Origin of the sequence: Pseudomonas kurunegalensis, assembly GCF_030291635.1 — a bacterium.
Taxonomy (GTDB): Bacteria; Pseudomonadota; Gammaproteobacteria; order Pseudomonadales; family Pseudomonadaceae; genus Aquipseudomonas; species Aquipseudomonas monteilii.
In genome coordinates this window covers 1,284,124-1,304,211 of record NZ_CP127871.1, presented here as the reverse complement: position 1 = coordinate 1,304,211, position 20,088 = coordinate 1,284,124, and the positions used below count along the sequence as shown (strand labels likewise).

At 63.3% G+C, this 20,088-nt stretch carries 19 protein-coding genes; 5 read left to right on the top strand and 14 right to left on the bottom strand.

The window, feature by feature from the left end:
* Positions 1–40 precede the first annotated feature (40 nt).
* Entirely contained in the window at positions 41–2,668 is a 2,628-nt protein-coding gene (gene ppc, locus QQ992_RS05840) for a phosphoenolpyruvate carboxylase (RefSeq protein WP_286112568.1), read from the bottom strand.
* A 165-nt stretch (positions 2,669–2,833) separates the two neighbouring features.
* On the opposite strand from ppc, the gene QQ992_RS05835 reads away from it, so the two are divergent.
* From QQ992_RS05835 to QQ992_RS05815, 5 genes are all read left to right on the top strand, one after another.
* Entirely contained in the window at positions 2,834–3,178 is a 345-nt protein-coding gene (locus QQ992_RS05835) for a pilin assembly protein (protein ID WP_105946832.1), read from the top strand.
* 276 nt (positions 3,179–3,454) lie between these two features.
* Complete coding sequence (locus tag QQ992_RS05830; RefSeq protein ID WP_016712966.1) at positions 3,455–3,868, top strand: DUF4398 domain-containing protein; 414 nt, start codon at positions 3,455–3,457, stop codon at positions 3,866–3,868.
* Positions 3,869–3,918: 50 nt separating this feature from the next.
* Positions 3,919–4,710, top strand: a complete 792-nt coding sequence (gene lptF / locus QQ992_RS05825) for a lipotoxin F family OmpA-related lipoprotein LptF (protein WP_286112567.1) — start codon at positions 3,919–3,921, stop codon at positions 4,708–4,710.
* Between the two features lie 134 nt (positions 4,711–4,844).
* Positions 4,845–5,129 (top strand): type II toxin-antitoxin system Phd/YefM family antitoxin, encoded by a 285-nt coding sequence (locus tag QQ992_RS05820; protein ID WP_286112566.1) that lies wholly within the window; start codon positions 4,845–4,847, stop codon positions 5,127–5,129.
* A 302-nt stretch (positions 5,130–5,431) separates the two neighbouring features.
* Positions 5,432–6,385 carry an IS110 family RNA-guided transposase gene (locus QQ992_RS05815; protein WP_119372048.1) on the top strand — a complete coding sequence of 318 codons (954 nt, stop codon included), beginning with the start codon at positions 5,432–5,434 and terminating at the stop codon, positions 6,383–6,385.
* 108 nt (positions 6,386–6,493) lie between these two features.
* Here QQ992_RS05815 and QQ992_RS05810 read toward each other — a convergent pair whose 3' ends face one another.
* The 13 genes from QQ992_RS05810 to QQ992_RS05750 form a co-directional block, all read right to left on the bottom strand.
* On the bottom strand, positions 6,494–6,820 hold the full coding sequence (locus tag QQ992_RS05810) for a PA3694 family proteiin (RefSeq protein ID WP_003252219.1): 327 nt from the start codon (positions 6,818–6,820) through the stop codon (positions 6,494–6,496).
* On the bottom strand, positions 6,817–7,740 hold the full coding sequence (locus QQ992_RS05805) for an alpha/beta hydrolase (RefSeq protein ID WP_286112564.1): 924 nt from the start codon (positions 7,738–7,740) through the stop codon (positions 6,817–6,819). The genes QQ992_RS05810 and QQ992_RS05805 overlap by 4 nt, the downstream gene beginning before the upstream one ends.
* Positions 7,712–8,989 (bottom strand): flavohemoglobin expression-modulating QEGLA motif protein, encoded by a 1,278-nt coding sequence (locus tag QQ992_RS05800; RefSeq protein WP_028698981.1) that lies wholly within the window; start codon positions 8,987–8,989, stop codon positions 7,712–7,714. Before QQ992_RS05800 ends, QQ992_RS05805 begins: the two co-directional genes overlap by 29 nt.
* Positions 8,990–9,028: 39 nt before the next feature.
* Positions 9,029–9,577, bottom strand: coding sequence for a hypothetical protein (locus QQ992_RS05795; RefSeq protein WP_016712970.1), 549 nt, complete (start codon positions 9,575–9,577; stop codon positions 9,029–9,031).
* A 29-nt stretch (positions 9,578–9,606) separates the two neighbouring features.
* Positions 9,607–10,311: a TetR/AcrR family transcriptional regulator gene (locus tag QQ992_RS05790; RefSeq protein ID WP_016712971.1), complete on the bottom strand. Its 705-nt coding sequence runs from the start codon at positions 10,309–10,311 to the stop codon at positions 9,607–9,609.
* 161 nt (positions 10,312–10,472) lie between these two features.
* On the bottom strand, positions 10,473–11,975 hold the full coding sequence (gene lysS, locus QQ992_RS05785; RefSeq protein WP_016712972.1) for a lysine--tRNA ligase: 1,503 nt from the start codon (positions 11,973–11,975) through the stop codon (positions 10,473–10,475).
* A gap of 93 nt (positions 11,976–12,068) precedes the next feature.
* A protein-coding gene (prfB, locus tag QQ992_RS05780) for a peptide chain release factor 2 (protein WP_097083287.1) occupies positions 12,069–13,164 on the bottom strand; the annotation gives its coding sequence in 2 pieces (ribosomal slippage) (positions 12,069–13,091 and positions 13,093–13,164; 1,095 coding nt in all).
* A 116-nt stretch (positions 13,165–13,280) separates the two neighbouring features.
* Entirely contained in the window at positions 13,281–14,285 is a 1,005-nt protein-coding gene (gene wspR, locus QQ992_RS05775; protein ID WP_198752044.1) for a Wsp signal transduction system regulator diguanylate cyclase WspR, read from the bottom strand.
* A gap of 51 nt (positions 14,286–14,336) precedes the next feature.
* A complete protein-coding gene (gene wspF / locus QQ992_RS05770) occupies positions 14,337–15,350 on the bottom strand; it encodes a Wsp signal transduction system protein-glutamate methylesterase WspF (RefSeq protein WP_286112563.1) in 1,014 nt (337 codons plus the stop codon).
* Positions 15,347–17,650: a hybrid sensor histidine kinase/response regulator gene (locus QQ992_RS05765; RefSeq protein WP_286112562.1), complete on the bottom strand. Its 2,304-nt coding sequence runs from the start codon at positions 17,648–17,650 to the stop codon at positions 15,347–15,349. Before QQ992_RS05765 ends, wspF begins: the two co-directional genes overlap by 4 nt.
* Positions 17,647–18,312 carry a chemotaxis protein CheW gene (locus QQ992_RS05760; protein ID WP_286112561.1) on the bottom strand — a complete coding sequence of 222 codons (666 nt, stop codon included), beginning with the start codon at positions 18,310–18,312 and terminating at the stop codon, positions 17,647–17,649. The genes QQ992_RS05765 and QQ992_RS05760 overlap by 4 nt, the downstream gene beginning before the upstream one ends.
* Entirely contained in the window at positions 18,309–19,580 is a 1,272-nt protein-coding gene (locus QQ992_RS05755) for a CheR family methyltransferase (RefSeq protein ID WP_286112560.1), read from the bottom strand. Before QQ992_RS05755 ends, QQ992_RS05760 begins: the two co-directional genes overlap by 4 nt.
* Positions 19,577–20,083 (bottom strand): chemotaxis protein CheW, encoded by a 507-nt coding sequence (locus QQ992_RS05750; RefSeq protein WP_286112559.1) that lies wholly within the window; start codon positions 20,081–20,083, stop codon positions 19,577–19,579. Before QQ992_RS05750 ends, QQ992_RS05755 begins: the two co-directional genes overlap by 4 nt.
* Positions 20,084–20,088: the final 5 nt, after the last annotated feature.

Below are 20,088 nucleotides of genomic sequence, written 5' to 3'. Positions count from 1 at the left end.
GGTCTGCACGGCACACATTCAGGGCAGCCCGCACGCGCCCTCAGCCGGTGTTGCGCAGCCCGGCGGCAATACCCGCCACGGTCACCAGCAAGGCCTGCTCCAACGGGCTGTCCAGAGCGGCTTCGCGGCTGCGCGAGCGGGCCAGCAACTCGGCCTGCAGGCGGTGCAGCGGGTCCAGGTAGGTGTTGCGCAGGCTGATGAATTCCAGCGTTTCGGGGCTGTGCGCCAGTAGCACCGGCTGCCCGGTCAGGCCCAGTACCACTTGGCAGGACTGCGACAATAGGTCGCGCAGGTGTGCACCTAAAGGAAGCAAGTGCGGTTGCACTAGACGTTCGTCGTAGGCCTCGGCAATTTGCGCATCGGCCTTGGCCAGCACCATCTCCAGCATGTCGATACGGGTGCGGAAGAACGGCCACTGTTCACGCATCTGCGCCAGCAGCTCGCCCTGGCCACGGGCCAGTGCGTTGCTCAGCGCCGTTTCCCAGCCCAGCCAGGCCGGCAGCATCAGGCGCGTCTGGGTCCAGCCGAAAATCCACGGGATGGCCCGCAGGCTTTCGATGCCTCCAGCACGGCGCTTGGCCGGGCGGCTGCCCAGTGGCAGGCGCCCCAACTCCTGTTCCGGTGTCGACTGACGGAAGTATTCGACAAAATCGGGGTTGTCCCGCACCACGCTGCGGTAGGCCTTGACGCCATCGGCAGCCAACTGGTCCATCACCTCACGCCAGGCCGGCTGCGGGGGCGGTGGTGGCAACAGCGTGGCTTCGAGCACGGCAGCCAGGTACAGGTTGAGGTTTTGCTCGGCAATACCCGGCAAGCCGAACTTGAAGCGGATCATTTCGCCCTGTTCGGTGGTGCGGAAACGCCCCGCCACCGATCCCGGCGGTTGCGACAGAATCGCCGCGTGGGCGGGGCCACCGCCGCGCCCTACCGTGCCGCCACGGCCGTGGAACAGCAGCAGTTCAACCTGATGTTCGGCACAAATACGCACCAGGTTTTCCTGAGCCCGGTACTGCGCCCAGGCCGCCGCCGTGGTGCCGGCGTCCTTGGCCGAGTCGGAGTAGCCAATCATCACTTCCTGCGGGCCGCGCAGCCCGGCGCGGTAGCCTGGCAGGCCGAGCAGTCGCTGCATCACGGGGCCAGCGTTGTCCAGGTCGGCCAGGGTTTCGAACAGCGGTACCACGCGCATGGGGCGGGTAAGGCCGGCTTCCTTGAGCAGCAGTTGCACCGCCAGCACATCCGAAGCGGCACCGGCCATGGAAATGACGTAGGAGCCCAGGGAGGCAGCCGGCGCGGCGGCCACTTCGCGGCAGGTTGCCAGCACTTCGGCGGTATCCGCTTGCGGCTTGAAATGCGCAGGTAGCAGGGGCCGACGGTTCCTCAGCTCGGCCTGGAGGAATTCGATGCGCTGCTCTTCATCCCAGTCGGCATAGCGCCCCAGGCCCAGGTAGTCGGTAATCTCGGTCAGTGCGTCGCGGTGGCGGGCAGCGTCCTGGCGCACATCCAGGCGGCCCAGGAACAGGCCAAAGGTGACGGCGCGGCGCAGGCAGTCCAGCAGCGGGCCTTCGGCGATCACGCCCATGCCGCATTCGTGCAGCGACTGGTAGCACAGCTCCAGCGGTGCGATCAGGTCGCGGTTATCCACCAGCACGTCGGCGCTGGCCGGTTGGCTGCTGGTCAATGCCGACTGCGCCCAGGCACGCGTCGCCCGCAGCCGGTCGCGCAACTGTTTGAGCACGGCGCGGTAGGGCTCGACACTGTCGCCAACCCGTTCGCGCAGGGCCTCGTTGGCCTGCTGCATGGACAGCTCCGCAGCCAGTGCATCGATGTCACGCAGGAACAGGTCGGCGGCCATCCAGCGGGCCAGCAGCAACACTTCGCGGGTGACGGCGGCAGTCACGTTGGGGTTGCCGTCACGGTCGCCGCCCATCCACGAGGCAAAGCGGATTGGCGCGGCTTCAAGCGGCAGGCGCAGGCCGGTGGCCTCCAGCAGCGCCTTGTCGACCTTGCGCAGGTGGCTGGGGATGGCGTGCCAGAGCGAATGCTCGATCACTGCAAAGCCCCACTTGGCTTCGTCTACCGGTGTGGGGCGGGTGCGGCGGATTTCTTCGGTGTGCCAGGCCTCGGCAATCAGCCGGCGCAGGCGTTCGCGTACCTGCTGGCGTTCGGCCGGGGTCAGGTCGCGGTGGTCCTGGGCAGCCAGCTGGCCGGCGATGGCGTCGTACTTCTGAATCAGGGTGCGGCGGGCCACTTCGGTGGGGTGCGCGGTGAGCACCAGCTGGATGTCGAGCTTGGCCAGTTGCCGGGCCAGGGCATCGTTGCTGTGCCCGGCCTGCTTCAGGCGTGCCAGCAACTCGGGCAGCACACGGGCCTCGAAGGGTTCGGGCTGGTCGGCGTCGCGACGGCGGATCAACTGGTACTGCTCGGCCATGTTGGCCAGGTTGAGGAACTGATTGAAGGCCCTGGCCACGGGCAGCAGGTCTTCTTCGGCCAGGTCCGCCAGGGTCGAGCTCAGTTGCTCGCCGGGGCCACGCCGGTCGGCCTTGGCACTGTGGCGGATGTCCTCGATCTTCTGCAGGAACGCATCGCCATGCTGCTGGCGAATGGTTTCGCCGAGCAGCTCACCCAACACATGGACATCTTCACGCAAACGCACATCGATATCGGTCATTGGCCCTCTCTTTGGCGCGGCTCTGGCGCACTCCTGTACACAGCTCTCCCGAAGAGTGCCCCCAGGCTGGCGGCAATGGCAAGCCGTGATCGGACAAAGCAAACTAAAGTAAAGGCATAGCACTCCCATGCCATGCAGCCTTAGCAGGCGTAACCAGAGGTCATCATGAAAATCCGTGAACTCGCCCAGCACTGGGAACAGAATGCCGCCGGCACCCTCAGCCGCACGGGCCATGTCCTGCACCTTGACCTGGAGTCAGAGGCGCGTCTGGCCGCGCTGATCGACATGTACCCCAAGCGTACCGCCGAGGAATTGCTCGGCGAACTGGTAGCCGCCGCCCTTGAAGAGGTGGAGGCCAGCTTCCCCTATGTGCAGGGCCGTCAGGTCATCGCCACCGATGAAGAAGGCGACCCGCTGTACGAAGATGTAGGGCCTACCCCACGCTTTCTGTCGCTCTCGCGCCAGCACCTGCACAGCCTGAGCAACACCGCTGCCGACAGCGACAAATAACCCCCGCGCCACCGTTCCGGGCCTGCTCGAGGCCCGGAATACCGCTCCCGCCCGCGAAAGCTCAAGAAAATCCTCACTGACCAGTCAGTCAGAAATAATTGCTCGTGCGGATCACTTTTTTCTGAACCATTCGAAAAACGATCGAGTCGGAGCCAATAGCCATCACGCTAAAACCCTGCACACCTGCCCTTGTGCACCGTTCAGCTGAAGCGCAGGGATTTGTCAGGGAATGAGCGATGGACTGCTACGGACATCGTCGTAATCAGGAGTGATCCAATGGAGCTGACCACCATGAAAACCCGCACTAGCAAACTGTCATCCACTCACGTGCGCGGGTTCAAGCTGGCCGCGCTGGCCCTGGGCAGTAGCCTGGTCCTGGCCGGCTGTGCGGGCAACCCGCCTACCGAGCAGTATGCCGTTACCCAGTCCGCCGTGAACGCCGCCGTCAGCGCTGGCGGTACCGAGTTCGCCGCCGTTGAGATGAAAGCGGCCCAGGACAAGTTCAAGCAGGCCGAAATCGCCATGCACGACAAAAAGTATGACGAAGCCAAACTGCTGGCCCAGCAAGCCGAGTGGGACGCACGCCTCGCCGAACGCAAGGCCCAGGCGGCCAAGGCCCAGAAGGCCGTGCAGGACGCCCGCCAGGGTGTCCAGGACGTACGTGAGGAAGGCCTGCGCAGCGCTCAGTGAGCCCTGCCCCGCCAACCTTAGCCTTCGCACACGATCAAAGGATGAACACTATGCGCAATTACGTCATGATTCCCGCCCTGCTGGCCCTGAGCGTCGGCCTTGCTGCCTGCTCGCACGACCCTAACGCCAACCTGGAAGCGGCCCGCACCAACTTCTCCTCGCTGCAGAGCGACCCGCAATCGAGCAAGGTGGCGGCGCTGGAGACCAAGGACGCCCAGGACTGGCTGAACAAGGCCGACAAGGCCTACATGGACCGGGAAGACCAGAAGAAGGTCGACCAGCTCGCCTACCTGACCAACCAGCGTGTCGAAGTAGCCAAGCAGACCATCGCCCTGCGTACCGCCGAAGGCGAGCTGAAAAACGCCGCTGCGCAACGCGCCCAGGCCAAGCTGGACGCCCGCGACGCACAGATCGCCAAGCTGCAGGACAGCCTCAACGCCAAGCAGACCGACCGCGGTACGCTGGTCACCTTCGGTGACGTGCTGTTCGACTTCAACAAGGCCGAACTCAAGAGCAACGCCTACCCGAACATCACCAAGCTGGCCCAGTTCCTTCAGGAAAACCCTGAGCGCAAGGTGATTGTCGAGGGCTACACCGACAGCGTCGGCTCGGCCAACTACAACCAGAGCCTGTCCGAACGCCGCGCGGGTTCCGTGCGCATGGCGCTGGTGCGTGCCGGCGTAGACCCTGCGCGCATCGTCGCCCAGGGTTACGGTAAGGAGTACCCGGTAGCGGACAACGGCAGCAACTCGGGCCGGGCGCAGAACCGCCGGGTGGAGGTGACCATCTCCAACGACAACCAGCCGGTGGCACCGCGTACGGTGAGCCAGGTTCAGCAGTAAGGCTGGCCAACCCCGACCCCGCCCTCGTGGCGGGGTTTTTTTATCTTTTCAATCGACAAAAGCACCTTTAAAAGCACTTTATGAAGCACTAGAATTTCCAGCATCGCCAACCACACTCATGGGTTGATACAACTATGACCTACCCTGTTCTTGCCGATCTGGCAGCATCCATCACAGACCTGAAGAAAGACCCCATGGGCACTATCCGCGAAGCTGCTGGTGAAACGGTGGTCATCCTCAATCGGAACGAGCCCGCATTCTATGCAGTTCCGCCCGAACGCTACGAAGCAATGATGGAGCTGATCGACGACTTGCAGCTGGCTGAACTTGTTCGCCAGCGGCGTGGTGGGCCCACTGTCAGAGTGGATATCGATGAACTCATCGCCGAAGCCGAAGGAAGCAAAAAGCTCCGACCTTGAATTTGATGTGCGGGCAAGGAAGGAATTTCAAAAGCTCGATGGTATATGGCAGACCCAGTTTGATTACCTGTACTGGCCCTTTCGCGGGCAAGCCCGCTTGTATGGTTAGACTTGAAGGGGTGGTGGGACTAAATGCCCGATTCTGACTGCTCGCATCAGTACAGACCGTGGGAGACATCGCCCCACCCCTTCCACCAAAGCGCCGATAAAGAATGCATCGTTTACAAGCGACGATAGAAGCAAGCCAGCGCCTCTTGGTGAAACCCCTTCAAGCCGAAAAACCATAGCGTGAGGAGTCGCCCATGGCAATGCAGGTAGGCAAGCTGATTGTGGGTGCGGATGTCGCAAAAGCTGAGCTGGTTATCCATCACGATGACCGTGATGAGATCGTCAGACTGAAAAATTCCAAACCCGAAATCAAAAAATGGTTGAAGCAGCAACCGCTGAACACCGCTATCGCGGTTGAGGCGACCAATGTTTATCACCTGGACTTGGTTGAGCTGGCCCATAGCTTGGGTTTCGAGGTTTATGTCATCGATGGTTTCCAACTGAGTAACTACCGGAAAAGTGTTGGAGGACGGGTTAAAACCGACCCTTCCGATGCTCGGTTGCTGTCCCGATTTCTGAGAAACGAAGGGGAGGATCTTCGTCCCTGGAGCCCGCCTCCCGCTGTCTACGGCAAGCTTCAGAGCCTGCTTCGTCGCAGAGCAGCCTTGGTAAGTGCTCGCACTGCAATGACTCAGAGCTGGGCTAATGAAGGCCTCTTGAAGGCTGCGTTCAGTACCTTCGTGAAATCGATAGATCGGCTGGAGCTGTTGATCCAAAAGAAGATTAAGGAAGTGCTGCGAGAAGCTGGATTGCACGAGCAAGTCGCTCGCTGCCAGGCAGTAGAGGGTATTGGTTTTCTAACCGCCACAGCGCTGGTAATGGCTTTTATGAGGGGTGAGTTCAAGAGCAGTGACGCGTACATCGCATTCTTGGGAATGGATCTACGAGTCAGTGACTCTGGGCAGAAAAGTGGGCAACGTCGCCTCACTAAGCGCGGTTGCTCAGAAATCCGTCGTTTGTTGCATAACGCAGCGATGGCCGCCAGCAAGTCACCCGTTTGGAAAGGGGACTATGAGCGGCATCGGAACAATGGAAAGGCAACGACCCAAGCATTGGTAATCCTCGCCAGGAAGCTCGCACGGGTGGCATTCGCCCTGATGAAAAATCAGGACGAATACATCACCAAAGGAGCCAAAACAGCTTGCTGAAAACCATAGAATCTCCCACAGGTACGGAGCCAGTTTCGAGCTTTGCGCAATCCCTGTGGGAGCGGGCTTGCCCGCGAAAGGGCCGGCACAGGCTGTAAAGAGGCCGGATTACTGCACCTGCTGCGGGGTTTCCTCGCCCATGCAGCGCACGGCACGCTTGCGGTTGTCCACCAGCACGCCGGTCAGGCCTTTCTGCTGGGTGTCGAACAGCACCAGCACGCCATCGACGCACTGGGCCACTTGCGGCGCCGGGTCCAGCGAAACCTTGTAGTCCTCGCCCGGGATGGTCTTGAGCATGGTGAAGTCCTGCAACAACAGGGCATCCTCGGGTTTGGCGAAATGCAGGTAACCGTAGTACCACAAGGCCCCCACCGTCACGATGATGCTGCCGACGCCGGTCAGGATCAGCGGGATGGCATTGCGTTCTTCACTCATTGCTTGTTCTTCTCGTCAGGGTAATTGGGCACTTCGGCCAAGCGCCGAAGGCCGTTGAAATGGCTGGGGTCTTCGAGGAAACGCAGCATCACCTGGCGCCAGGTAGGGTCGGCGAAGGTCTGCACATGGCCGCCTCGGGTCAGTTGCAGTACCCGTGGGGGCGGCGCGTGCTGGTACAGGCGAATGCCGTTGTCCATCGGCACCAGGTTGTCGTCGATGCTGTGGAAGAACAGCTTGGGCGGGCTGCTCAACTGCTCGATCGAACGGATTGCACTGTCACCGTCCGGCACCAGCCACGACAGCGGCACCTGCAACGGCCAGGTCATCCATGACGTGCTGAGGGCATAGCGCCCTACCCCACGGTAACTGGCCGGTACGCCATCGAAAACCAGGGCGCTGAAGCGCTGGCGCTGCTCGGGGTGGGCCGCCAGGTAGTGGATTGCCATGGCGCCGCCAAGGCTTTGCCCCAGCAGCACCAACGGCTTGCCCTTGACCTCGGGTGCCTGGTCCAGCCAGGCCATGGCCGCCGCGATGTCTTCATACACCTCAGGCAGGGTCGGCGTGCCCTGCGACAGGCCATAGCCGCGGTAATCGATCATCAGCACCTGGTAGCCTTGCTCCGGCAGCCAATAGCTCCCCCCCAGGTGCCCGGGCAGGTTGCCGCCGTTGCCGTGCAAATGCAGTACCGTCCCCTTCACCTCGACACCCGCCTTGGCCGGCAACCACCAGCCGTGCAGGCGCAGGCCGTCCGACGTGACAAGGGTGACATCGCGGTAGTCGAGTTTGGCCCGTTCGGGGGTGAATGCCTGGCCACGCTCGGGATAGAACAGCAGGCTGCTGCAGCCGCCAAGGCCCAGCAGGACCAGGCCAAGCACCAGCAGGCGGCAGCACTCAGAGAATGTTCGCGTAGTCGGCTTCAATACGGTCCAGGCTCAGGTGGTTGAGGAAGTTGGAGAAGCACATCCAGGCCGACAGTGCGTTAAGGTCGCGGAACTGTTCGGGCAGGTACTTGGGCGGCTCGACCAGCCCCTCCTCCACCAGCTGGCGCAAGGTACGCATGTCCTCCAGCGTGGTCTTGCCACAGAACAGCAACGGGATCTGTTCGAGCTTGCCCTTCTTCACGGCCAACTGAATGTAGTTGTAAACCATGATGAAGCCCTTGAGGTAGGACAAGTCCTTGGTGAATGGCAGGCCATTGGGCACCGAGCCGCGGAACACCCGGCTGGCGTTGCTGTAGCTCTGCGCCATCTCGAAGCCTTGCTCGCGGAAGAAATTGAACACCTGAAGGAAATCGGCACCCTCCTCGACCATGTGAATAGCGCGGGTGCGGTTGGTGAGCTTGCGCAGGCGGCTGGGGTAGGAAGCGAAGGCGATGACCTCCATGAGAATCGCCAGGCCTTCCTGGGTTACCGTCGACGAGGGCGGGCCCTTGGCCAGGAAGGTGCAGATCGGCTGGTTCAGGCCGTTGAGCGTGGTGCCCACATGGACCAGCCCTTCGTGCACTTCCAGGGCACGTACATCGCGGCTGTTGAACATGGCATCGGCGCGCACCTTGATGTAGTCGGCGCCAGCGGCGGCATCGGCCACGATCCCGTCAGATTCGAATACCCGAATGGTCTCCTCGGCTTCACCGAACACCTTGTTCAGCCGGCGCTGGAGGATATCTACGGCCTCCTTGGCGGTGAGGTTTTTCGGTTCGTCCTTGAGATCGCCACGGCCATCGATGTTGTTCAGGTAATCCGAGAGCATGAGGCCGAGGTCGGCCAAGGTCGGGTCACCGGCGTGGAAGGCATCGGAGGCGGCGCCGTACAGTTCCTGAGAGATGAGGCCGAAGTCCTCGGTGCCACGCGCTTCGAGCATGCGCACCACCATGCGGTATTCGCGGCACATGCGCTTCATGATCTGCCCGACCGGGTTGAACTGGCCAAGCTGGCGGATGATGTCGCGCTCGATGGCCTGGAACTCGGCCTTGACCGCGCCGGAGTCGAACGCCAGCGGGCGCGACTGGTAATAAGCGCGGTCGACGGCCGGCGGCTCCTTGCCCTTGGCCTTGAGGAAGCCTTGGCGAATGTTGTCGTCCCACTTCACCGCGTCCAGTACCCGGATCGGGGTCTGGGCCGCAACGATGCGGTCGGACAAGGCGCGGATGGTTTGCTGGTATTCGTCCACTAGGGACTCCTTACTGAAACAAAGGGCCGGTACAGGTAACTACTTGCCGGAACGCTGGAACCGCGCCACTTCAACGAACAGGTCGGAGTTGGCCGGGTCATCCAGATAGGCCAGCACCCGCGCAGCCGGGCTGTCGATCAGCACGCCGTCGCCGTTGTCTTCCGGCACCTCGGTGCCACGCCCGGTCAGTTCCTTCTTGTCCACCGCCTGCTGCACCTGCTCGACGTCCAGGTTGTACACCACCAGTTCCTTGCCATCGACGATATCGAAACCGCCAATCAGGAAATTGCCACCCAGGCGCTTGGGCACGCCGGCCGACAGGTACCAGCGGTTGCCGTGGCGGGAGACGGTGAATACATATTCCTCGGGCTTCTTGCCCTTGGCCGTGGCCACTGCCTTGTAGGCATCTGCACCGCTGCGGCTGATGGTCAGCTTCAACGGCTCGCCCCAGGCGTCCTTGCTGCTCCACTTGCCCAACAGGGCCTTGGGCGCCGCCTGGTTACTCGGCAACGGCTCATGGAAGGTCACCAGACAACCGCCCAGCAGCAGGAATGACAAAGTCAACAGCACCACACGCCAGGCTTTCATCAGGTTCTCCTTGAAAAGTCGGTCTCGGCTCAGGCCGATGCCAGCACCAGCTGCAGGTATCGGGTAAGCATAGCGAGCATCTGCCCATCGGCTTGCGCATTCGCATCCTTGAGCAGGCCCTGATATTCCATCTGCTCGATAATCGCCGTCAACATTTGGGCGTCCTGTTCCGGTTGCCGCGAACCCACCACTTGCAGCAATTGCCGGGTACCGTGCAACAGGATCTGCTCATGGGCACGCACCAGCTCGGCCAGGCGTGGGCACAGCAATGCCTCCTGACGGAAGGCCTGTTCGGCCATCAGGAAGTCGCGCCGGGTCAACAGTTGCCGCTGTACATAGTCGGCCGTCATGCGGGCCACATCGTCAGCCAGCCGCGCCCGTGCCTGCGGGCTGCCGTCACCCTGGGCCAGCAACTGGCGCAACACGACCTCGGTGTTGGCCCACAGCTTGGCCATGTAGGCCGCGCTGCGCTCGACGTACTGGGCGAAGGTGTCGGTGAGCAGGTCTTCGATGTCCTTGAAGTAGTAGGTGGTGGCCGACAGCGGCACACCGGCCTCAGCGGCCACGGCACGGTGGCGCACACCGCGCACACCATCGCGCACGACGATGCGCATGGCGGCGTCGAGGATCAGCTGGCGGCGCTGCTCGCTGCCTTGGCGGGCAGTCTTGCGGCCTTGGTATTGCACGCTTTCGGCGACGGCGGTGGCAATGCCGGCGGCGCCCTGGTCAGGCATGGCGGGTGTCACGGGGGTACCTCAAATATGAAGAGCGGCAAGTGGCAAGCGGCAAGCTACAAGAAAAAGCGGAGCGCGGTCTGCCCTTTCTTGTAGCTTGCCGCTTGCAGCTTGCCGCTCGCAAAGAAAAGCCGCCTCGAAAGGCGGCTCGTTCACATCACTCAGGCCTGCGGACGCATGTGCGGGAACAGGATCACGTCGCGGATCGACGGCGAGTTGGTCAGCAGCATCACCAGGCGGTCGATGCCGATGCCTTCACCGGCGGTCGGCGGCATGCCGTACTCCAGGGCACGCACGAAGTCGGCGTCGTAGTGCATGGCTTCGTCGTCACCGGCGTCCTTCTCGGCCACCTGGGCCAGGAAGCGCTCGGCCTGGTCTTCGGCATCGTTGAGCTCGGAGTAGGCGTTGGCGATTTCGCGGCCACCGATGAACAGCTCGAAGCGGTCGGTAACGGCCGGGTTGTCGTCGTTACGGCGGGCCAGCGGCGACACTTCGAACGGGTACTCGGTAATGAAGTGCGGCTGCTCCAGCTTGTGCTCGACCAGCTCTTCGAAAATCATCACCTGCAGCTTGCCCAGGCCTTCGTGGCCCAGCACCTTGGCACCGGCCTTCTTGGCGATGTCGCGGGCGCGGTCGACGTCCTGCAGGTCGGCAGCGGTCAGCTCCGGGTTGTACTTGAGGATCGAGTCGAACACCGACAGGCGGGCGAACGGTTCGCCGAAGTGGAACACCTTGTCGCCGTACGGCACGTCGGTGCTGCCCAGCACCAGCAGCGCCAGCTCGCGGAACAGTTCCTCGGTGAGGTCCATGTTGTCGCGGTAGTCAGCGTAGGCCTGGTAGAACTCGAGCATGGTGAATTCTGGGTTGTGACGGGTCGAGACGCCTTCGTTACGGAAGTTGCGGTTGATCTCGAACACCTTCTCGAAGCCACCCACGACCAGGCGCTTGAGGTACAGCTCCGGCGCGATACGCAGGAACATGGCCATGTCCAGGGCGTTGTGGTGGGTTTCGAACGGCTTGGCCGCGGCACCACCCGGGATGGTCTGCAGCATCGGCGTTTCCACTTCGAGGAAGTCACGCTCGATGAGGAACTTGCGGATGTGCGAGATCACCTGCGAACGCACACGGAAGGTGTGGCGGGTTTCTTCGTTGACCATCAGGTCGACGTAACGCTGGCGGTAGCGCTGTTCGGTGTCGGTCAGGCCGTGGTGCTTGTCGGGCAGCGGGCGCAGCGACTTGGTCAGCAGGCGCACGTTGGTCATTTCGACGTACAGGTCGCCCTTGCCGGAGCGGGCCAGGGTGCCTTCGGCGCTGATGATGTCGCCCAGGTCCCAGGTTTTGACGGCGGCCAGGGTTTCTTCTGGCAGGGTTTTGCGGTTGACGTAGACCTGGATACGACCGGTCATGTCCTGGATCACCATGAACGAGCCACGGTTGAGCATGATACGGCCGGCTACCTTGACCGGGATCGCGGCTGCTTCCAGCTCTTCCTTGGTCTTGTCCGCGTACTGCTTCTGCAGGTCGTTGCAGTAGCTGTCGCGACGGAAGTCGTTGGGGAAGGCGTTGCCCTTGGCACGCTCGGCGGCAAGTTTTTCCTTGCGCAGGGCGATCAGGGCGTTTTCTTCCTGTTGCAGGTCTTGCGATTCGGTCTTGAGGTCGCTCATGTCGTCATTCTTTCCATCAGGTATTCGTTGCCCTTTTCGGGCAGGGCACGCGATACCGGCGGGTAGCCAGGTATCGCGGCAGTGGTGTGCGGCTTACAGCCCTTGCTTGAGGCTCGCTTCCAGGTACTGGTCGAGGTCGCCGTCCAGCACCTTCTGGCAATCGCTGCGCTCGACGCCGGTACGCAAGTCCTTGATGCGCGAGTCATCCAGCACGTACGAGCGGATCTGGTGGCCCCAGCCGATGTCCGACTTGCTGTCTTCCAGCGCCTGCGAGGCGGCGTTGCGCTTCTGCATTTCCAGCTCGTACAACTTGGCCCGCAGCATTTTCATGGCGGTGTCCTTGTTGGCGTGCTGGGAACGTTCGTTCTGGCAGGCCACCACGGTGTTGGTCGGCACGTGGGTGATACGGACGGCCGAGTCGGTGGTGTTCACGTGCTGACCACCGGCACCGGAGGAGCGGTAGGTGTCGATGCGCAGGTCGGACGGGTTGATCTCGATCTCGACCTTGTCGTCGATTTCGGGCGACACGAACACTGCCGAGAACGAGGTGTGACGACGGGCACCGGAGTCGAACGGGCTCTTGCGCACCAGGCGGTGCACGCCAATCTCGGTACGCAGCCAGCCGAAGGCGTATTCACCCTTGATGTGCACAGTGGCGCCCTTGATGCCGGCCACTTCGCCTTCGGACAGCTCGATGATGGTGGCGTCGAAACCACGCTTGTCAGCCCAGCGCAGGTACATGCGCAGCAGGATGTTGGCCCAGTCCTGCGCTTCGGTACCACCGGAACCGGCCTGGATGTCCAGGTAGGCGTTGTTCATGTCCATCTCGCCGCTGAACATGCGACGGAACTCAAGCTGGGCCAGGTTTTCTTCCAGGCCTTCCAGCTCGGTCACGACGTCGCTGACGGCGCCTTCGTCATTTTCCTCGACGGCCATGTCGAGCAGGTCCTGGCAGTCGCCCAGGCCGTTGGACAGCTTGTCCAGGGTCTCGACGACCTGGGCCAGCATGGCACGCTCACGGCCCAGGGCCTGGGCGTACTCGGGCTTGTTCCAGACGTTGGGGTCTTCCAGCTCGCGGTTGACTTCGATCAGGCGGTCATGCTTGTGATCGTAGTCAAAGATACCCCCGAATTGACTGGGAACGCTCGGTGAGGTCCTTGATGGTGTTCAGGATCGGTTGGATTTCCATGGGCTGGCTACTCGTGCGAATTCGGTGAAAAGCCCGCGAGTATAACCGAGTCCGCCGCACGGCGGCAGACCCGCCGGGCAGTCAACAGCCGCGAAAAAACCAACAAAAAACCCATGTCAGGCGATGCCGACCTGGTTACGGCCGCCATTCTTGGCCAGGTACAGGCCTTTGTCCGCCGCAGAAATCAACTGCCGGCAATGGCTGCCGACGGCCGGGGTCTGGGTGGCCAGGCCAATGCTCACGGTCAGGTACGAGTCGGCCACTGGCGCGGTATGCGGGATGCCCAGCCCCAATACGGTCTGGCGCAGCTTCTCGGCCACCAGGCGTGCCCCGCCAGGCGAGGTGTTGGGCAACACCAGGGCAAACTCCTCGCCGCCGTAACGTGCCGGCAGGTCGGTGGGCCGCGAACACGAAGCCCGAATGGCTTCGGCGACCTGGCGCAACGCCTCGTCGCCGGCCAGGTGACCAAAGCTGTCGTTATAGGCCTTGAAGTAGTCGACGTCGATCATCAGCAACGACAACTGCTGTTGTTCACGCATCGCCCGGCGCCATTCCAGCTCCAGGTACTCGTCGAAGTGGCGGCGGTTGGACAGCCCGGTCAGGCCATCGGAGTTCATCAGACGCTGCAGCATCAGGTTGGAATCGAGCAACTGCTGCTGGCTGACGCGCAGGGCACGGTAGGCCTCGTCGCGCTGCAGCAGGGTGAGGTACGAGCGCGAGTGGTAGCGGATACGCGCCACCAGCTCGATGGTGTCGGGCAACTTGACCAGGTAATCGTTGGCACCGGCGGCAAAGGCCGCGCTCTTGACCAGCGGGTCTTCCTTGGTCGACAGAACGATGATCGGGATGTCCTGGGTCGCCGGGTTGTTACGGTACTCGCGCACCAGGGTCAAGCCGTCCAGGCCAGGCATGATCAGGTCCTGGAGGATAACCGTGGGCTTGATGCGCATGGCCTGGGCCACCGCCTGGTGCGGGTCGGCGCAGAAGTGGAAGTCGATGTTGTCTTCATTGGCCAGGCCACGCCGCACCGCTTCGCCGATCATGGCCTGGTCATCGACCAGCAGCACCATCGCCGAGTTTTCGTTGGGGGTCGCGAAACCTTCGATCGGTAAATCATTCATACCTGTTCACCCGATCACGACCGGTCTGGCGGCGTGATTCAATACATTTCGTCATTTTGCGAAAAATTCCATCAAGCGCCCGGCGATGCGTTCCAGCGGGCGGATTTCCACGGCGGCATCGATGGCCGCAGCGGCCTTGGGCATGCCGTACACCGCACTGCTGGCCTGGTCCTGGGCAATGGTCAGAAAACCCTGCTGACGCATCAGTTTCAGGCCTTGGGCGCCGTCGCGCCCCATGCCGGTAAGCAGCACACCCACCGCATCGCCATTCCAGTAACGTGCCACGCTCTCGAAGAACACATCGATCGAGGGCCGGTAGATTTCATTGACAGGTTCGGCAGTGTAGGCCAGTTGGCCGTTCTGTAGCAGCCGAATGTGGTGGTTGGTACCGGCCAGCAACACCTGCCCGGGCTGCGGCGGTTCGCCTTCACGGGCCAGGCGCACCGGCAGGCCTGCTGCGCTGCTGAGCCATTCGGCCATGCCGGCGGCAAACACCTGGTCCACATGTTGGACCAGCACGATGGCCGCCGGAAACGCGGCCGGCAAGCCCTTGAGCAATACTTCAAGCGCTGCCGGGCCGCCCGCCGACGAGCCGATCGCCACCAGCCCGCGACGTTGGGAAGCCTCGCGCAGCGGTGTAGCCACCGGCCTTGCTGTCGGGGCTCGCTGCTGGCCGACCAGCCAGCCGATATTGAGAATCTTGCGCAGCAGGGGTGCAGCCGCTTCACGGGCATCACCCGCCCCCAGCGCCGGCGTATCGACCACGTCGAGGGCGCCATGGCCCATGGCCTCGAACACCCGATGCACGTTCTGTTTGCGGTCGACCGTAACGATGACGATGGCACACGGGGTTTCGGCCATGATCCGTCGAGTGGCCTCCACGCCGTCCATCACCGGCATGATCAGGTCCATGAGGATCAGGTCCGGCAGTTGCTCGGCGCAGCGTTGCACCGCTTCGGCGCCATTGCTGGCTACCCACACCACCTGGTGCGCGGGCTCGAAGGCGACCGCGCGACGCAGTGCCTCGACGGCCATGGGCATGTCATTGACGATGGCGATCTTCATCCCTGAGCACCTCCGATCAGCTCCACCACAGCATCCAGCAACGCATCGTCGTGGAAACTGGCCTTTGCCAAATAGTAGTCGGCGCCGGCATCCAGGCCACGCCGTCGGTCTTCCTCACGGTCTTTGTAGGACACCACCATCACGGGCAACGATTGCAGGCGCTGATCGCGGCGCACCAGGGTCACCAGTTCGATACCGTCCATGCGCGGCATATCGATGTCGGTGATCAGCAGGTCGAAGTCCTCGCCGCGCAGGGCGTTCCAGCCGTCCATGCCATCTACCGCCACCGCCACGTCGTAGCCACGGTTGCCCAGCAGCTTGCGCTGCAGTTCGCGCACGGTCAGCGAGTCATCGACTACCAGCACCCGCTTGCGGGTCACGCCACGAACGCCACTGCTGCCGCGCTCGATGCGTTCCAGGCTGCCGGTGCTGAGCAGTTTTTCCACCGAGCGCAGCAAGTCTTCGACATCGACGATCAGTACCACCGAGCCATCATCCAGCAAGGCGCCGGAGGAAATGTCCTGCACCTTGCCCAACCGTGGGTCGAGCGGCATCACCACCAGCACACGCTCGCCCACCAGCCGCTCCACGGCCACGCCGTACAGTTGCTCGCGCTCACGGATTACCACCACCCGCAGGCTGGTATCGTCACTTTGCCCGGCTGGGCGGTTGAGCAACTGGCTGGCCGCCACCAGGCCAATGTGCCGGCCTTCGTGCCAGAAGTGCTGACGGCCTTCGATCTGAACGATCTGTTCAGCGGTCACTTCCAGCGTGCGTTCGATATGGGCCAGCGGGAAGGCGTAGGCTTCACCGCCCACCTCGACCACCAGGCTACGCACCACCGACAGGGTCAGTGGCACCTGCAAGTGGAAGCGACAGCCCTGCCCCGCCACCTGCGTCAGCTCGATCGAGCCGCGCAGTTCGCGAACCATGTGCTGTACCGCATCCAGCCCCACGCCGCGCCCGGACACTTCGGTGACCTTGTCACGCAAGCTGAAACCGGGCAGGAACAGGAACGTCAGCAGCTCCGCATCGCTCATCCGCGCCACCGTGTCGGCAGGTGACAGGGCGCGCTCGACGATGCTGCTGCGCAGGCGCTCCAGGTCGATGCCGGCACCATCGTCGATCAACTCCAGGCTGAGCATGCCGGCCTGGTGAGAAGCGCGCAGGCGGATCACGCCCTCGTCTGGCTTGCCCGCCAGCAGCCGCCTTTCTGGCAGTTCGATACCGTGGTCGACGGCATTGCGTAACAGGTGGGTCAGGGGCGCTTCGAGCTTTTCCAGCACATCGCGGTCGACCTGGGTCTTCTCGCCGTCCACCACCAGTCGCACCGGTTTACCCAGCGAGCGCCCAAGGTCGCGCACCATACGGCTTTGCCCGGTCAACACGTCGGCGAACGGGCGCATCCGGCAGGCCAGGGCGGTGTCGTAGAGCAACTGCGCACGCTGGCTGGCCTGCCAGCCGAACTCGTCCAGGTCGGCCGCCTGCTGCTGCAGGATCTGCTGGGTTTCCGCCAGCAGGCGCTGGGTTTGCGCCAGGGCTTCGAGCACCTCGTTGCTTTGGCCACTGTCCTCCAGTTGCATGCGCAGGCCGTCGAGCGCCTGCATGCCCTGGCCGTGCATGCGCTTGAGGCGCTGCAAGGTGGCCAGGTACGGCTTGAGCCGCTGGGTTTCCACGAGCGACTTGCTGGACAGGTCGAGCAGGCTGTTAAGACGGTCGGCGGTGACGCGCAGCACCCGCTCGGCACCTTCGCCAACGCGCTTGCCGGCCTTGCGCCTCAGGACGGGCTCGGGCTCCGGCTCGGGTTCAGCCGGGTCGACTGGCAACACCAGCGGTTCAGACGGTAAGGTTGCCACCTGCGGTTCCACTTGCAGGGGGGCCGCCAGCGGCACCGCCGGCACGGTCGCAGCGCCTGGGTCGAGCAAGCTGGCCATTTGCGCAAGAAATACCGGCAAGGTCGCCTGCGCCACGGCATCGCCTGGTGTGGCGATGCGCATCAGCAAGTCGGTCCCCTGCAACAGCGCGTCGATATGCTCGGCGCTCAACCGCAAGCGGCCCTCCTGGGCTGCTACCAGGCAATCTTCCATAACGTGGGCGACACTCACGCCGGCATCCACCCCGACGATACGCGCGGCCCCCTTCAACGAATGGGCGGCGCGCATGCAGGCCTCAAGCTGGTCGGCCTGGGTGGGGTTGCGCTCCAGCGCCATCAGGCCGGCGCTGAGCACCTGGGTTTGCGCCTCGGCCTCCAGGCTGAACAGTTCGAGCAACGATGCATCGCGCATTTGCTCTGGGGTCATGACAGGCTCCGCTGCACGGCAGACAGTAAGTGTTGATCGTCCAGCACTCGCACGCTACGCCCACGCCACTGCAGCACTGCGGCAGTGAAGCGCGTGGCGTCCTGGCCACTGCCCAGCAGCAGCGGGTCGAGCCGGTGAATACCGTCGATTTCCTCTACGGCCATTACCACAGGGCCACCTTCGGCAGCCAGAATCAGCATGCGTGGCATCGCCCTGCCGCTACGTTGCTCGGCGGTGCCGGCTTGTACGCCCAGCAAATCGGCCAGTGACAGGCACGGCACCAGGGCACCGCGAACATTGGCAACCCCCTGCAACACCCGCGAGCGCTGGTGCGGCAGCGAATGCACAGCCTGCAACGGGGCGATTTCGGCCAGGCTGGCGGTGGCCAGCGCCAACCACTCTTCGCCCAGGCGGAACAACAGCATGGAACGGCCGGTGTTTTCCTCGACCGGCTGCGCCGCCGCGGCCTGGTGGTCCTGCATCAGTGCGTAGCGGTCAAGCAGGCGTGTGGCCGCTGCCGCATACACGTCGCAATTGCGACAGTGAACATGACGCTCCAACAATGGGCATTGCTTGTCGCCGTGCACACCAATACGGTTCCAGCAATCGTCGATGTGCGCGTCGTCTTCGGCGAGTAGCTGCATCGCAGTGTCACCCTTCATCGTTCAGGCTCCCGGCCAACCCGCGCTGCACGCTCCTGCAGGCGTCGGGCACCGGCCTGGTCGCCCTGGGCCGCCAGCAAGGCCGCCAGGTGCACCAGCGCCTCAGGGTGTTGCGGCTCAAGGTACAGCGCCTTGCGGTAGTGGGTCAGTGCCTGTTGCGCATCGCCGTCGGTATCACTGAGCAACCCCAGCCAGTAGTAAACCTGTGCCGACGGCGCGTACTGGCCCAGGTAGTGCTGGCATTCGGCACGCGCCTGTTCGCTGGCGCCAGCATTGGCAAGCCGGGCGATACTGGCCAGCAGTTCGTTTGCGTCCTCGCGTTTGGGTTCGCGGGCCGGCGCGGGTCTAGCGACTACCGGTACTGCCCGTAACGGACGCGGCAATGGCGCGGCGGGGGGTGGATAACCCACCGGGGCGTGCGGTAGCACGGTACGCCGTGCAGGTTGTGCCGGGGCCAAGGCCTGTGGGGCGCTACTGCCTTCTTGGCGTACGTAGGCGAACGATTGGGCAATGCCCAGCGGGCGCATCCCCATCCGCGCCAGCAAGCTGCCTTCGGCCGGGCCGATGAACAACACACCCTGGGGATGCAGCAGACGCTTGAGCACTTCGAACACACGCTGCTGGGTCGCCACGTCAAAGTAGATCAACAGGTTGCGGCAGAACACGAAGTCGTACAGGCCATCGCGGGTGGCCAACGCCGGGTCGAGCACATTGCCCACTTGCAGGCTCACTTGCTGCTGCACCCGCTCGTGCAGGCGATGGCCTTCGTCGAGGGCATCGAAGTAGCGCTCGCGAAAGCCCAGGTCGCTGCCCCGGAAGGCGTTGCGCCCGTATACGGCCTGCCCGGCCTTGGCCACCGAATTGGGGCTGATGTCCATGCCATCGATCAGGAACGCCCCCGGCGCGATGCCGGCGTCGAGCAGGGCCATGGCCAGCGAATAGGGCTCCTCGCCCGTCGAGCATGGCAGGCTGAGCAGGCGCAGTGGCCGTGCCCCGGCCAACTCGGCCAGGCGCTTGTGTGCCAGGCTGGCCAGGGCTGTGAAGGATTCCGGGTAGCGGAAGAACCAGGTTTCCGGGACGATCACCGCTTCGATCAACGCCTGTTGCTCATCGGCCGACTGCTGCAGGCGCAGCCAGTAATCATCCAGGTCGATGGCGTTCATGGCCACGCAACGCTGGCGCAGCGCGCGCTCGACCATGGGCGCACCCACCGATTCGACGTCCAGGCCAATGCGCTCGCGCAAGAAGCGGAAGAAACGTTCGTTCATGTCGGCATCCCTGTCGGCTCGACCGTGTACAGCAGTTGGTGCACGGCATCAGGCAACAGATCGTTGACTTCGATGCGTTGCAGCAGGCCTTGGTCATCCTGGCGTACAGGCCCCAGGTACGGCGCTTCGCCGCTGTCCACACCATAAGGCTGGAACTCGTCGGGGCGGCAGCGCAACGTCTCGGTGGCCTGCTCCAGGATCAGACCCAGTTGCAGGCCACCCCGATAATGCACCAACACCAGACGGGTACTGGTGCGGTGTGCCGCTGGCTGGCCAAAACTCAGCGCAGCAAGGTCGATCACCGGTACCAGTTGCCCACGATGGGAAAGGATGCCCGCGACCCAGCCTGGCGCCTGGGCTATCGGTTTGAGCGGCTGGCGCGGCAACACCTCGATGACCTCGTGCACGCTCAGGGCAAAACGCTGTTCCCCGATACGAAACTGCAGGTACAGCGCCCCTTTGGCGTTTTCCGCCCGTGCGGCGTGCGGTTGCAAGTCGTTCATCGCGG